General features: G+C 40.2%; 11 protein-coding genes. 5 read left to right on the top strand and 6 right to left on the bottom strand.

Annotated elements, in window-relative coordinates; all coding sequences use genetic code 11:
* Positions 1–63: 63 nt before the first annotated feature.
* From GQR52_RS10335 to GQR52_RS10315, 5 genes are all read left to right on the top strand, one after another.
* Positions 64–1,365 carry a hemolysin family protein gene (locus GQR52_RS10335; protein ID WP_007582388.1) on the top strand — a complete coding sequence of 434 codons (1,302 nt, stop codon included), beginning with the start codon at positions 64–66 and terminating at the stop codon, positions 1,363–1,365.
* Between the two features lie 289 nt (positions 1,366–1,654).
* Complete coding sequence (locus GQR52_RS10330) at positions 1,655–2,824, top strand: efflux RND transporter periplasmic adaptor subunit (RefSeq protein WP_165728366.1); 1,170 nt, start codon at positions 1,655–1,657, stop codon at positions 2,822–2,824.
* Positions 2,825–2,836: 12 nt separating this feature from the next.
* Positions 2,837–5,971 (top strand): efflux RND transporter permease subunit, encoded by a 3,135-nt coding sequence (locus tag GQR52_RS10325; RefSeq protein ID WP_165728365.1) that lies wholly within the window; start codon positions 2,837–2,839, stop codon positions 5,969–5,971.
* Positions 5,968–7,386, top strand: coding sequence for an efflux transporter outer membrane subunit (locus tag GQR52_RS10320; protein WP_165728364.1), 1,419 nt, complete (start codon positions 5,968–5,970; stop codon positions 7,384–7,386). The genes GQR52_RS10325 and GQR52_RS10320 overlap by 4 nt, the downstream gene beginning before the upstream one ends.
* A 97-nt stretch (positions 7,387–7,483) precedes the next feature.
* Positions 7,484–8,110, top strand: a complete 627-nt coding sequence (locus tag GQR52_RS10315) for a TetR/AcrR family transcriptional regulator (protein WP_165728363.1) — start codon at positions 7,484–7,486, stop codon at positions 8,108–8,110.
* 66 nt (positions 8,111–8,176) lie between these two features.
* Here the strand turns inward: GQR52_RS10315 and GQR52_RS10310 are convergent, their stop codons facing one another.
* The 6 genes from GQR52_RS10310 to GQR52_RS10285 all read right to left on the bottom strand — a co-directional run bounded on the left by GQR52_RS10310 (position 8,177) and on the right by GQR52_RS10285 (position 13,841).
* Positions 8,177–9,289: a HupE/UreJ family protein gene (locus GQR52_RS10310; RefSeq protein WP_165728362.1), complete on the bottom strand. Its 1,113-nt coding sequence runs from the start codon at positions 9,287–9,289 to the stop codon at positions 8,177–8,179.
* Positions 9,286–10,311, bottom strand: a complete 1,026-nt coding sequence (locus tag GQR52_RS10305) for a hypothetical protein (protein WP_165728361.1) — start codon at positions 10,309–10,311, stop codon at positions 9,286–9,288. The genes GQR52_RS10310 and GQR52_RS10305 overlap by 4 nt, the downstream gene beginning before the upstream one ends.
* 53 nt (positions 10,312–10,364) lie before the next feature.
* On the bottom strand, positions 10,365–10,874 hold the full coding sequence (locus tag GQR52_RS10300; protein ID WP_165728360.1) for an Ig-like domain-containing protein: 510 nt from the start codon (positions 10,872–10,874) through the stop codon (positions 10,365–10,367).
* An 11-nt stretch (positions 10,875–10,885) separates the two neighbouring features.
* Positions 10,886–12,478, bottom strand: coding sequence for a DUF4331 domain-containing protein (locus GQR52_RS10295; protein WP_165728359.1), 1,593 nt, complete (start codon positions 12,476–12,478; stop codon positions 10,886–10,888).
* Between the two features lie 158 nt (positions 12,479–12,636).
* Complete coding sequence (locus tag GQR52_RS10290) at positions 12,637–13,320, bottom strand: anti-sigma factor (protein ID WP_165728358.1); 684 nt, start codon at positions 13,318–13,320, stop codon at positions 12,637–12,639.
* Positions 13,317–13,841 (bottom strand): sigma-70 family RNA polymerase sigma factor, encoded by a 525-nt coding sequence (locus GQR52_RS10285; protein WP_165728357.1) that lies wholly within the window; start codon positions 13,839–13,841, stop codon positions 13,317–13,319. Before GQR52_RS10285 ends, GQR52_RS10290 begins: the two co-directional genes overlap by 4 nt.
* Between the last annotated feature and the right edge of the window lie 209 nt (positions 13,842–14,050).

Genomic DNA, 14,050 nt, shown 5'->3' with positions numbered 1-14,050 from the left:
TAAAAACCGATTATAATCCAGCTGCTTTTTGTTTAAAAAAGCACTAACTTTTTGGAGCGTTAAATGGGTGATTTAATCGGGATTAGCTTATTGATCTTGATCAGTGCGTTGTTTGCTATGTCAGAAATAGCAATTGCAGCGTCGCGTAAAATAAAACTGCGAGTAATGGCAGATGAAGGGAATATAAAGGCAGCAGCGGTACTAAAGCTACAAGAAAATCCAGGGGCTTTTTTTGCCATGATCCAAATAGCACTCAACGCGATAGCGATATTGGGTGGTATTGTGGGCGAGCAGGCCTTATCGCCTTATGTTGAAAGTGTGTTGGTATTGTTTTATCAAGGTGCGCATTTAGAAAAAATTAGCTTTTTATTCTCGTTTTTTACTATTACATCCTTGTTTATATTGTTCGCCGATTTAATGCCAAAGCGTTTAGCGATGATCATGCCAGAAGCGGTCGCTGTTAGAGTGGTTACAATAATGCGCTGGGTTACCTTTGCATTAACCCCGCTGGTGATGTTTTTTAATGGTGTCACTAACTTTGTGCTGCGCTTATTTAAAGTACCCGCTGAGCGAGAAGACAATGTGACAACTGAGGACATTGTTGCCATGATGGAAGCAGGTGCTGCATACGGTAGTTTGCAAAAGCAAGAGTATGAATTAATTGGCAATGTGTTTGACCTAGAAGCGCGATTTTTATCAAGCGTAATGACACCACGCGACCAAATTGTATATTTTGATTTAAACGAATCTAGCCATGATATTGCGACTAAAATTATTGACCATCCTCATAACCACTTTTTAGTGGTGTCAGGAAATTTAGATAAGTTGCATGGCTCTGTTGAATCTAAAGATATTTTACGACAAGTACTAAAGGGCGAAGCTGCCAATATAAACGATGATCTCATTGATAAAGATGTTTTTTACTTACCCGAAACATTAAGCTTATCTGAAGCTTTAAATGCGTTTAAAAGTGCAGCAAAACCATTTGCTGTTGTCGTAAACGAATATGCACTTTCGGTGGGTATTGTAACGGTAAAAGATTTAATGAAAGGGTTTATGGGTGATTTAATTACTCATCAAGGCGACGAATTAATCATAGAACGCGATAAAAATTCATGGCTTGTAGATGGCTTAACCCCAATTACCGATTTAGCAAAAGTACTTGATATAGAAGAATTTCCTGACCAGATGCACTATGAAACGGTCGCTGGCTTTTTAATTTACAATATGAAGCGAATACCTAAACGTGCGGAGCATTTAACTTTTTCAGGTTTTAAGTTTGAAGTTGTTGATGTAGAAGGAATTAGGGTAGAGCAGTTGTTAGTTTCAAGGGTTATTAACCCGCAGAGTGCTAATATCCTTTAAAATAAGGTGTGTGCTTTAGTTTTTATATAAATAGCCAAGCTGTATTTGCTTGGCTTTTTTGTGTCTGTTAAAAACTTCGTTTCTAAAATGGGATATTATTTCAATATGTTAGGTTGTTTTATTTTCATACAGTCTTGATTCTATTTTCATCTAATTAACATTAAATGCAACCTAAGACGTATATTGTACTGAGGAGTGTAAGTTTGTGTAAATTTCTTCTAATTAAGATTCATTATCAGCGCGTTTTAATTTAGAATGATCGTTCACTCTAAACTAAAAGGTATTTAACATGCAGCGTTCCCGCATCGCTTTATTTGTATTGTCAGCCCTCGTCGGTTCTGTTGCTTTAACTGGTTGCGATCAGGCTGCTGAGCAGTCACAAGCTTCAGCTCCTAAAGCTGTACCAGTGGGTGTACTTACATTAAAAAGCCAAGCGCTTACTCTCAAAAAAGAACTTCCTGGTCGTATCAGTGCATTTCAAATTGCAGAAATTCGCCCACAAGTAAGTGGTATTGTGCAATCTCGTTTATTTGTTGAAGGTAAAGAGGTTAAACAAGGCCAGGCTCTGTATCAAATAGACCCTGCGACATTTGAAGCAGACTTAGCAGCAAGTGAAGCAAGTGTTGCACGTGCTCAGGCGAGTATTTCAAGTAGTAAAGCTAAAGCATCTCGTTTTAGCGAGCTTTTAAAAATAAAAGCGGTAAGTCAGCAAGACTTTGATGAAGCAGATGCCGCATACAAACAAGCAAAAGCAGAATTATTAACGGCTAAAGCGCAGTTAAAATCGGCGCAAATTAACCTTGATTACAGCCATGTGTCGTCACCAATTAGTGGTCAAATTAGTAAATCAAGCGTAACAGTGGGTGCACTAGTCAGTGCCAATCAAAGTACTGCACTTGCTACAGTGACTCAGTTAGATCCAATTTATATTGATTTAACACAATCAAGTAATGAGCTTACCAAACTTAAAAAAGCATTATCATCAGGTGCACTAAGCGTAGATTCTACTAGCCAAACTGACGTTGAACTTATTATGGAAGATGGCTCTGTTTATCCTCATAAAGGTACATTGCAGTTCTCCGAAGTGACCGTTGATCCAAGTACTGGCTCAGTAACATTACGTGCTAAATTTTCAAACCCAGAAAAATTATTATTGCCAGGCATGTATGCCCGCGCTTCTATTGTAGAAGGCGTTAAGGCCGATGCTATTTTAGCTCCGCAACGTGGTGTTAGCCGAAACTCAAAAGGTGAGGCAACGGCAATGGTTGTGAGTAAAGAGAATACTGTTGAAAGTCGTGTTTTAAAAGTAGACCGCACAATAGGTGCTGACTGGCTTGTTACCGATGGCTTAATGGATGGCGATAAGTTAATAGTTGAAGGCTTACAAAAAATCCGTCCTGGTGCACCAGTGAATCCTTCTGAAATACAATCGTCTGCTAAAGCCGATCAAGCGCAATAACGGAGAGTTTTAATGTCACGATTTTTTATCGATAGACCGATATTTGCTTGGGTACTCGCTATTGTAGTGATGCTTGCAGGTATTTTGGCGATTAGGAGTTTACCTATTTCGCAGTATCCTTCAATTGCACCACCTGCAGTAAGTATTACGGCAACGTACCCTGGTGCATCTGCACGTACACTTGAAGATACGGTAACGCAAGTTATTGAGCAAAAAATGAAAGGACTTGATGGCCTGCTTTATATGTCATCTACGTCTGAGTCGAGTGGTTCTGCTACGCTTACACTTTCGTTTAGCGCTGAAACTGACCCTGATATTGCACAAGTCCAAGTGCAAAATAAACTAGCAACAGCGACTCCACTATTACCAGAAGCCGTTCAAAGGCAAGGTGTTGTAGTTGCAAAGTCAGCGCGTAACTTTTTAATGGTTTATGCTTTTGTGTCTAAAGATGGCAGCATGACCAATATTGATATTGGCGATTATGTTTCATCAAACGTGCAAGATATTGTCTCACGTGTTGAAGGCGTAGGTGAAGTGCAGCTGTTTGGTTCTCAGTACGCGATGCGTATTTGGTTAGACCCTTCAAAGTTACAAAATTATAAGCTGACACCTGCTGATATTAGTGCATCAATTAGTGCGCAAAATGCACAAGTATCTGCCGGTCAACTTGGCGGTATGCCTGCCGTTGATGGTCAGCAACTTAATGCAACAGTAACGGCTCAAAGTCGATTACAAACGCCAGAGCAATTTGAACAAATATTGGTTAAAACCAATCCAGATGGCTCTTTTGTACGTCTAGAGGACGTTGCTAGAGTAGAGCTTGGCGGTGAAAGCTACCGCGTTGTTGCTCGTTACGATGGGCAACCTGCATCAGGATTAGGTATTAAATTAGCCAGTGGTGCTAACGCACTTGATACTGCCGCTGGAGTTAAAAAAGCGATTGAAGAGCTAAAACCGTTTTTTCCTGAAGGGTTAGATGCTGTTATACCTTACGACACAACGCCGTTTGTATCGTTATCTATCGAAAAAGTTATTCACACCTTAATTGAAGCTGTTGTACTTGTTTTTGTAGTTATGTATTTGTTCCTACAAAACTTTAGGGCAACACTTATACCAACAATAGCAGTGCCAGTGGTTTTACTAGGTACGTTTGGTATTTTGTACACCTTTGGTTATTCAATAAATACGCTAACGATGTTTGCGATGGTACTTGCCATAGGCTTATTGGTAGATGACGCAATCGTTGTGGTAGAAAACGTTGAGCGCTTAATGACCGAGGAAAAACTCTCGGCACTTGAAGCTACGCGTAAATCGATGGATGAAATTAAAGGCGCGCTGGTAGGTATTGCCATGGTGCTTTCTGCGGTATTTATCCCAATGGCATTCTTTAGTGGCTCTACCGGTATTATTTATCGTCAGTTTTCTATAACACTGGTATCGGCGATGGGGTTATCTGTTTTAGTTGCTCTTATTTTAACGCCTGCATTGTGTGCAACGCTTTTAAAACCAAGCCATGTACATAACAATGAGACGTTATTTGGCCGATTTTTTACAGGCTTTAACCGTGGTTTTGATAAAACAAATTCAGGTGCACAAAGCTTTGTAGGCCGTATGCTTACGCACTCTAAACGCTACTTACTTATTTATGGTGTGATTGTGGGCGGTATGGTTTATGTATTCTCAAGCTTGCCAACGGCATTTTTACCTGACGAAGACCAAGGTATTTTGTTTAACCAAGTTTCACTGCCAGCAGGCTCTACAACACAGCAAACGCTTGAGGTTGTTAAAAAGGTAGAAAATCACTTTTTAAACGATCAATCTGAAGCTGTGAATGGTATTTTTACCGTTACTGGTTTTAGTTTTGCAGGCTCTGGCCAAAACTCAGCAATTGCCTTTGTTAACCTTAAACATTGGGATGAGCGTCAACGTGACGAGTTATCTGTTCAAGGTGTTGCAGGTAAAGCGATGGGCTACTTTTCAACGATAAAAGAAGCGTTTGTGTTTGCATTCCCGCCACCTGCAATTGTTGAACTGGGTACTGCTAATGGCTTCAATATTTTCTTACAAGACCGTGTAGGCCTTGGCCATGACGCACTTTTGGCGGCACGAAATCAGTTATTAGGTTTAGCAAGCCAAAGTCCAATTTTAGCGGGCGTACGTCCAAATGGACAAGAAGATATGCCAGAACTACAACTTGATACAGATTTGGCAAAAGCCGAAGCGCTTGGTGTGTCGCAAAACGATATTAACAGTACACTTTCGACAGCATGGGGTAGTAGTTATGTGAATGACTTTATTGACCGTGGTCGAGTTAAAAAAGTGTATATGCAAGGTGATGCACAATCGCGCATGGTGCCTGAGGATCTAAATAAGTGGTATGTGCGCAATGATAATGGCGATATGGTGCCGTTTTCAGCGTTCGCTAGTGCTTACTGGACGTATGGTTCGCCACGTTTAGAGCGTTACAATGGTTTTTCAGCAATGGAAATTCAAGGTAGCGCAGCGCCGGGTTACAGTACAGGCCAAGCAATGGATGAAATGGAGCGTTTAGTTAAACAATTACCTAATGGTATTTCGTCTGAGTGGACCGGTATTTCATTCCAAGAGCGCTCAAGTAGTGGTCAAGCACCTTTACTATATGGCTTATCGCTATTGTTTGTATTTTTATGTTTAGCTGCACTTTATGAAAGTTGGTCGGTACCGTTTGCGGTAATGATGATTGTGCCACTGGGTATATTTGGTGCAATTATGGCAGCGCTAGGCGGTGGCTTATCTAACGATATTTACTTGCAGGTTGGCTTGTTGACCACCATTGGTTTGGCATCTAAAAATGCGATACTGATTGTAGAGTTTGCGATTCATAAAATGGATGAAGGACTAGGGCTTGTTGATGCTGCAGTTGCTGCGGTACGCCTTCGTTTACGTCCAATTTTAATGACTTCAATGGCGTTTATTTGTGGTGTAATCCCACTAGCAATCGCCTCAAGCGCGGGCTCTGGTGCGCAAAATGCGCTAGGTATTTCGATTATTGGTGGCACACTTGCATCATCAATATTAGTTGTTGTTTTTGTACCTTTATTCTTTGTTTTAGTTCGCCGTGTATTCCCAGGTAAAGCTAAAGAGACAACGAAGGAGAGTGCAGAATGAGTATTAAAACATTCAGCCTAAGTGCAATTACTTTATTGGTGCTAAGTGGTTGTCAATTAGCGCCAGAGCAAAAAGACCTTGCTCTACCAGTATCTGATGCTTATGCATCAGGTACTGAGCAAAGCGCTGCGCAGCAATTAAATTGGCAGCAGTTTTTTAATGATGAAAAACTACAAACCTTAATTACGCAAAGCCTTGAGCACAATAAAGACATGCAAATTGCAGTGCTTAATGTGCAGCGTGTGCGTGGTTTGTATCAAATTGAAGACTCTGCTTTGTATCCGTCGCTTGATTTAAATGCTTCTGGTACGCGCCAGCGTTTACCGGCTGACTTATCAGGTACTGGCGATGCAGCTATTAGCTCGCAATACAGTGCAACAGTGGGCATTACGTCTTACGAGTTAGATATTTGGGGCAAAGTACGCAATCAATCAGCGCAAGCACTCCAAAATTTATACTCTACAGAGCTTAGCCAATACAGTACGCAGGTGTCTTTAATTTCAGAGTTGGCAAATGCGTGGCTTAGTTACGCGACGGACTTACAACTGCTAGAGCTTGCAAAAGAAACGCTCACCTCTCAGCAAGAGTCATTATCGCTTACGCAAAAAAGCTTTGATTTAGGTGCAACTTCTTCAATTACCCTTGAGCAGCTTAGAAGTACAGTTGCTACAGCAAAAGTAGACATAGCAACGTACAAACGTCTGTTAAAGCGTGATAAAAGTGCCCTAGATTTATTAGTGGGTAAATCTGTTTCAGCTGATTTACTGCCTAGTAAAGACCTGACCAACTTGATCAGTATGCCAGAAGTGCCGGTCGGTTTACCGTCTGACCTGTTATCGCAACGCCCTGATATTAAAGCCGCTGAGCATTTAATGCTTGCTGCAAATGCCAATATTGGTATTGCACGTGCGGCGTTTTATCCAAGTATTAGCTTAACAGCCAATGCCGGGTCTGCTTCAAGTGATTTAAGTGGCTTGTTTGATTCGGGCTCAGGTACATGGAGTTTTGTGCCGTCAATTAGCTTACCTATTTTTAATATGGGACGTAACCAAGCAAATCTTGATGTAGCAAAAGCCGATCAAGCAATTGCGGTGGCAACGTACCAGCAAAAAATTCAAAATGCGTTTCGCGAAGTTGCCGATGCTCTTGCTGATAGAGAAGGTTACCAAGAGCAATTAAGTGCACTTGATATGCTTATAAGTAGCCGACAAATCACATTTGATTTATCAAAAATGCGTTACGAAAAAGGCGCAGATAGCTACTTGCAAGTACTTGATGCTCAGCGTACATGGTACGGCGCACAGCAACAGTTAATTTCGGGTCAGCAAGCGTATCTTGCAAGCCAAATTAACTTGTACAAAGCGCTTGGTGGCGGATGGAATACGAGCGACAAAACAACTCAGGAAGAGCAGTAATATTAGCAGCTCGCTGGCGAGCTGCATTTTAATGATACAGCGAGGCTATTTATAGTGCTCGCTTTACTGAGTTTAAGACTTAGTAGTGGAGTTGAACATGAAGCCTAAAGCAAGAAGGCAAACAGATCCCGCGATAGCGCAAGCTAGGCGCGAACAAATACTAACAGCTGCTGCAGAGTGTTTTCACCGAAAAGGTTACCACGGTGCAGGCATGGCTGAAATATCTAAAACGGCAGGGATGAGTGCAGGCCATATTTATAATTACTTTGAAAGTAAAGAAGCAATTATAGAAAGCATTATTGAAAAAGACATGGAAGAGATGTTTTCTATCTTCCAACAGTTTGAAGATCATCCTGGTGATGTACTTCAAGCGCTCATTGATGGCTTAAACATTGGTGTGCAAAGGCACATGGACACGGGATCGTGTGTTATTGATTTAGACATGATGGCTGAAGCAGGTCGAAATGTTAAAGTGGCAACACTTTTACGCGAAACTGATGTTCAGGCAAGAGATCGCATGAGACAGCTTTTAACAAGTGAGCGAAGTGCGCTAAAAGATATTGATGAACTTGAACTTGAAAGCCGAATTAATGTTATTTTTTCGATGATGGCAGGGTTATTACTCAGAAAGTTACTCTACCCAGAGCTAACCGAAGAAACGGTACTAATAGCACTTCGCCCTGCAATGAAAACATTACTGATGCCATTTGATGAAGCGCAGTAACGCTCAAAATAAATAACCAAAAGTAAGCTAGCCAATATTTTGGCTAGCTTTTTTATTTTAGTCTATTTAAAAGCGCTCGATTGACCACTGAAGTGCAATGATTGCGATAGCAACGGAGCCCATTGGCATTAACCACTTTTTATACCAAGTGTAGTGTCGTACATAAATGAGTATTGGTAAGGCTACTAGTAAGATACTAAGTTGGCCGATTTCGACGCCTAAATTAAACGCTAAAATGCTAAGCAGTTGATAGTCGCTCGACAAGCCAAGTTCGCCAAGTACGCTCGCAAATCCCATCCCATGTAGTAAACCAAAAGCAAAAGTAAGCCAACCTAAACGAAGTACCAACGGCCACACATTATTTAATGCTGCAAATAAAACCGATATAGCAATTCCAAGTTCTACCCAGCGGCTATTTGGTGATACAAGGTTCATAGCGGTGCCGGTAAGCGTAATAGAGTGCGCAAGCGTAAACGCGGTTACTATCCATGCTGTGTGTTTAATAATTTGTTTTTTAGAGCTAATACCTTGCCATGCTTTATCGCTGCGTTTTAAAACACAGGTAAGTAACAGGGCGATTAAAAATAAAATATGATCAATACCAATCCAAATATGTAAAACACCCTGATACACGTATTGATTAAACGTACTTAAATAACTTGTTTGCTCAAAGCTGAACGTTTGTTGTGCCTCGTTGATATTAAATACACGAGATACACCGTTTATATTTACGATGGATTTATGATTGGCATCGGTTTTAAAAAAAGCGGAATAGGAAAGGGAGATTGCTTCATTGTCATCACAGCTAAACAGCAGCGGAATAACCAAATAAGGCTGGTTAAAATGGTTATCTAGCTGATAGATACCTTCACTTTTTAAAGGGCATGATTGCGCGTTTTGCGTGATATTTAAATTTTCTGTAATGAAGTTATTAATTGAGCTGCGTTTTGCTTTTATTTCTGCCCACGAAATTTGCCCATTTTTGTCTAAATCCAGAGGCACTGCGTGCTCTAAGTCGGCTATATTAATTTGCCAGGTACCCGTGTATTGGTTTTTGTTGGTGTCGTTATTGTTCTCGCTATTTAAGGTTATATAACTTGTACTTAATTGATGGGCAAAGCTGTAAGTTGAAAAAATGCACAGCATTAAAGTGAGTATAAATAGATAAGGCGTTTTCATAGTGTGTCTCGTTGCATCGCTTTTGCTTGAGTAAGTAATTGCTCATCGGTGCTCATTTTAGCCTGTTGCCAATTAATATGAGCCCAGTAAAGTGCTTTTTCGCGATTTGGTTGTACATCAAGGTAATATTTAGCTAAGTCACTTGCATGAAAAGAATCTTTGCGAAGCTCTCGTAGTGTAACTCTTTGCGCCATTGTATTTTGCCATTTTTTATCGCGTTTATTTAGTTTTTTTTCTGCGATTGAAAGTCTTAACAAAATAGCATCCTCTAAATTACTTTTATCAGGTAGCAGTACGCTTAATGTATTTAATACTTGTTGTGGTTGATTTAGAGCAATTTGAATATCGGCCCATAAAACAATAAGGCTCACAGGGGCTTGAACTAAATCTACACTTTGTAAGTGAGACAACGCTTGTTTGTAGTTATTTAAACGGTAGCTCATTTCACTTAAAACATGGTTTGTAGCTAGGCTAGTTTGATTATTATTTATAATTTTTACTAATGCTTGGTAGCTGTCTAAAACGCTTTCATGTTGGCTTTGTACATCGAGTACACAGGTGCTAGCAGTAATAGTGCTTACTTGCCCAATTAAGGCTACGCAGTGTTTTTTTGCTTGTGCGAACTTACCTTGAGTCATAAATATATTGGCTAGCAATAAATGGCTATTACTATGTTTTGGCTCTCCAATCAAAACGTTGTTAGCAATATCAATAGCTTCGTCAAAAAGGTGCTCTTTTTGTAAAACGCGAGCATATAAGTAACCAATTTGAGATGAGGGTGTTTGTTTATATAGCTGGGCTAAACGGGTTTTAAGTAGCCCCTGTAAGCGCTCTGTTTGGCCTGCATATTGGCTGTTAGTGACTAATGTATTTATTTCCTCAACAGACAGAGAAGCACTAAGCGTTGAATTACTTTTGGCAATAACTGCATCATCTTTTGGGGTAAAAGGCGCAGCGCTTAACGCAATGGGTGTTAGGCAGAAAGTAATAAATGCGACGGACTTAAAAATTGATAAATGCATTATAAATATCCTTTGAAAAAAGCCATCCATGGCCTGTCAGCTTAATTACTTGGTTAGTTACCGTTTGTTGAAATTAATCCATCAACATCGGTATCGGTGTTTGTAAACACCCGACCGTTAACAGTTAACGGCTCTGCATTTGGGGCTTGATTAAATGCATCGGTTGCAAATTGAGCAAAGTCGACTTGTAGTGCGTCAATTGTAATGTTCACTGTTGCAGTTACTTGCGAATTAACGCCATCACTTACACCAAACATAAAACTATCTGAACCTGTCACTTCTTTATGCGGTGTATAGGTAAAGTTACCATCGCTATTAACGGTAACAGTTCCAAGAGTTGGCTCACTTGTTAACGAGTAAGTAAGCGAATCGCCATCATTGTCGGTTGCGCTAAGCATATCGGTAATGCTTACTTCAGTTTGTGTAGTTAGCATTGCATCACTTGCGGTAGGCGCTGTGTTTACAACCGGTGTAGGTTGTTTTTTATCGTCATCGCTACTACATGCTCCCAATGTTAATGCACTGAGGAGAACACAAATATGGGTAGTTTTTAAATTACGCATTATTTTACTCCTTATTTAGAGCCAGCAAGCGGTGTTGCAAGGTATGGGAATGATGAATCCATCATTGTTGCATCAATAGGCGCGCCGTCTGTAAATGGCACTGTGCCTGTATTAGCATCCTCTGGTGCACAAAGTCCTAAATCAGTGTCTTCACCATTTACAGGAATAGGATGACATAAACGACCCATCACAACACGAAGTGCAATATCAACCACATCATCACCCGGGCGACGACCATTTGGGAAGCCGGCTAAATCATTACCCGCTACACCAAATGCAGATTGATCAGCTTGCGCTGTTGCTGCAATGCCTGTATTTAAACGTAGCATTTCTGAAGGTGTTACAGTTGCTTGTTGATTAACGCCTGCAAAACCTGTTAAAAATGCAGTGATTAAATCAGTACGCGGGAAGTTTGTGGGTGCCAGTGTTTCTAAGTTTGCGCCAAGGGTCGTATTAACAGCATCTTTAAATAAAATGTTTAATAACTCTGGTAGTGCTGGATGAGATACATAATCTAAAAATTGTGCATCATCTTTAGGGTGAGCAGTGGAAAATGTGTCTTTGTCTTTAATGCCAATTACAAGCTCGTTTACAAGCGGGCTACCCAAGCGTGAAACTTGTGTTAAAGCACCACCATTAACGGCGTTATTAGCAAATTTAGCATTAGGGTTTAATACGCGAGCTTGAGGTAGGCTTGCTGTTGTCCACGAACCTATTACGCCGTTACCTTCACCAACAATACAGCTTTTAGGTATTTCGATAGCGATTGATGTTACGTTTTTATCTGCAAGGTCGTCGTTATCAGCTGATTGTGTTATACCACCTGGAAAACCACCGCCGTCACCAGCACCAGGGGCGCTATCACCCTCTACAGGTACATAGTTAACTAAATCAAATGTTTTGCCTAGGTTAACTACAAATGGGTCTTTACGTTGTCCTACAAAAACTTGTGCCATGCTTTCACAGTTAGGAATTGAAACCTGATACACAAATTGGTCAGCGTAAGTTTGGTAATCGCTCATTGAACCAAATGTTTTATTGCCCACATAATCAAGTGGTTTAGAAAATGTACTTGAGTTTGATGCTGTGTTGTTTAGTAGCGTTGTTTCGCCAGTACGCTGCGCGCCGCTAATCATACTCATTGTGTATGATTCGCTAAAATTTGCAGCGCTGTCATCACCGGCAGATACACCGCCTACATTTTTAAGCGGTACAGACACGGTACGCTGATTACCTTCAGGTCCAACAGTTAATTGCACACCTTGGTTATCATTAGGAAGCATGCTTTTAAAGTTAAACGCAAATGTAATATCTTCAACAGCATCGCCGTCGTTATCTATATGAATGCTGTAGGTAGCATCTGGGTCCATTGCAAAGTAATTAGGACCGCCGTATGCATCTTGCAGCGGGATATAGTTAGCAATTAATGTTACAAAATCATCACGACCTTGCTCGTAACTATTAAATACATAAAAATCGGTTGAATCTAAAGTCGGGAAACGGCTTATATTTGGCGCTTCTCTGTGGCTTGATGCTTCACTTGGTGCACTTACAAACGTACTACATATTACTACTGCGAGTATTGATGGAGTTAAAGCTTTCATGACTTTGTCCTTTAGTTTTGATTGAAGTCATAGCTAATAACGGGGCAGGATTTAAATTGGATGCAAAAAAGTTAAATTATTTTTATTTTTTGTTAAAAAAGTTTTAAAGAAGGTTGGCTGCTTTAAGTAAACAGCCAACTTTAGTCATAATAGTAGGGTTATAAAAGTACCAGCTCTGTGGTGTATAGTACCTCAGTAGGAGATCCATTTGGTGAGCCACCAATAGGTTCTAAGCTCACTGCTAACAATGCGATATCACTTGCGTTAAAGCGGTTATCTTTAAATAATATTTTACTGCCTTGCTTGGGCAGTAAACCCAGTGAAATAGGTGCATCTTGCCCTTTTAAAATCATCCACAACTCATAATCTTTATTAGTTTGGGCAACCAATTGGCTACTGGCTTTAATTGAGAGCCCTTGCTCGCTTACATCAATAAACCACAATGATTGTTTATCTTGATTTTGAACCAAAGCAATTTGTTGCGTTTGAACAACATTAGTAGAGGGTTGAATAACCAAAAAGGCTAAAACAATACATGCGGCAGTTGCCACAAAAGACCATGTACGCCAAATTGAAGGCTTGGTATGTATGACTGTTTTACTTGTTTGTGGCCTGTTTTCAATACGCTGTAGTATATTTACCCATACATCGTCACGTGGCGTTTGCGGTGTAATAGCACTCGCTAAGTTGTTTAGGTTTTGCTCCCATAGACTTGTTGCTTCACGTGCTTGATTTGAGTTAAGTAACAGACGCTGAAAACGCTTACGGGCAAGCCCTCTAAGTGTGCCAAGCACGTACTGCCCAGCAAGCGCGTCTAATAGTTCGGGTTTATTATAATTCATAATGTTAAACACCTTTGTAGCTGCATAAGCCCACGCCTGATCCAGCTTTTAACTGTACCTAATGGCGTTTCTATATGATCCACTAGCTCGCTATGACTCAGCCCCTTATAATAAGCTAAGTGAATAGCTTGTTTTTGTTGCGGCTCAAGTTGTTCGATACAATTAACTAGTTTTGTTTCTTCATCGTAATTAATGTCAATGCTTTCATTTTCATATTCGTCATCGCCTAACGACTGCTCTTTTCGTACTTTGTGATAGCGCAGTGAGTCAAGACTTCTATACCTAACTATACTTATCATCCAACTAATAACGGTGCCTTTAGAGGCGTTATATTCAGATGCGTTATGCCAAATTTTTATAAAAGCGTCTTGTAGTGCCTCTTCCGCATAAGCTCTGTTAGTGAGCATATTTAAACTAATAGCAAAAAGTTTGCCGCTAGTTTGTTGATATAAACTTGAGAAAGCATTTTTGTCTCCTTGTGCTGTTGCGCACAAAAGAGGGAGTAAATCATCGTTATCCATAGGGGTCCTGTTTTTCTTATTATCATTGAGTAAACGCTTGAGAGTGTGATTTGGATGCAAAAAATTTAATTGATTTTTAGATTAGCTGCTTTATACGTTAGTACAAGCAATAACCGATCAGTGTTTGAAATTTAGACGTGTAGGTATAATTTATTCACATGTTTGTAAAAAATGCACAAAGAGCAGATTGTACTTAAATTTATTTTATT

Origin of the sequence: Pseudoalteromonas sp. 31A1 (assembly GCF_011378815.1) — a bacterium.
GTDB lineage: Bacteria > Pseudomonadota > Gammaproteobacteria > Enterobacterales > Alteromonadaceae > Pseudoalteromonas > Pseudoalteromonas arctica.
This window is presented reverse-complemented; position numbering and strand designations above follow the sequence as displayed.

What these genes read in the sequence shown, in the direction of transcription:
- GQR52_RS10335 (WP_007582388.1), top strand. Translation starts at nt 64, where the DNA reads ATGGGTGATTTAATCGGGATTAGCTTATTGATCTTGATCAGTGCGTTG.
- GQR52_RS10330 (WP_165728366.1), top strand. Translation starts at nt 1,655, where the DNA reads ATGCAGCGTTCCCGCATCGCTTTATTTGTATTGTCAGCCCTCGTCGGT.
- GQR52_RS10325 (WP_165728365.1), top strand. Translation starts at nt 2,837, where the DNA reads ATGTCACGATTTTTTATCGATAGACCGATATTTGCTTGGGTACTCGCT.
- GQR52_RS10320 (WP_165728364.1), top strand. Translation starts at nt 5,968, where the DNA reads ATGAGTATTAAAACATTCAGCCTAAGTGCAATTACTTTATTGGTGCTA.
- GQR52_RS10315 (WP_165728363.1), top strand. Translation starts at nt 7,484, where the DNA reads ATGAAGCCTAAAGCAAGAAGGCAAACAGATCCCGCGATAGCGCAAGCT.
- GQR52_RS10310 (WP_165728362.1), bottom strand. Translation starts at nt 9,289, where the DNA reads ATGAAAACGCCTTATCTATTTATACTCACTTTAATGCTGTGCATTTTT.
- GQR52_RS10305 (WP_165728361.1), bottom strand. Translation starts at nt 10,311, where the DNA reads ATGCATTTATCAATTTTTAAGTCCGTCGCATTTATTACTTTCTGCCTA.
- GQR52_RS10300 (WP_165728360.1), bottom strand. Translation starts at nt 10,874, where the DNA reads ATGCGTAATTTAAAAACTACCCATATTTGTGTTCTCCTCAGTGCATTA.
- GQR52_RS10295 (WP_165728359.1), bottom strand. Translation starts at nt 12,478, where the DNA reads ATGAAAGCTTTAACTCCATCAATACTCGCAGTAGTAATATGTAGTACG.
- GQR52_RS10290 (WP_165728358.1), bottom strand. Translation starts at nt 13,320, where the DNA reads ATGAATTATAATAAACCCGAACTATTAGACGCGCTTGCTGGGCAGTAC.
- GQR52_RS10285 (WP_165728357.1), bottom strand. Translation starts at nt 13,841, where the DNA reads ATGGATAACGATGATTTACTCCCTCTTTTGTGCGCAACAGCACAAGGA.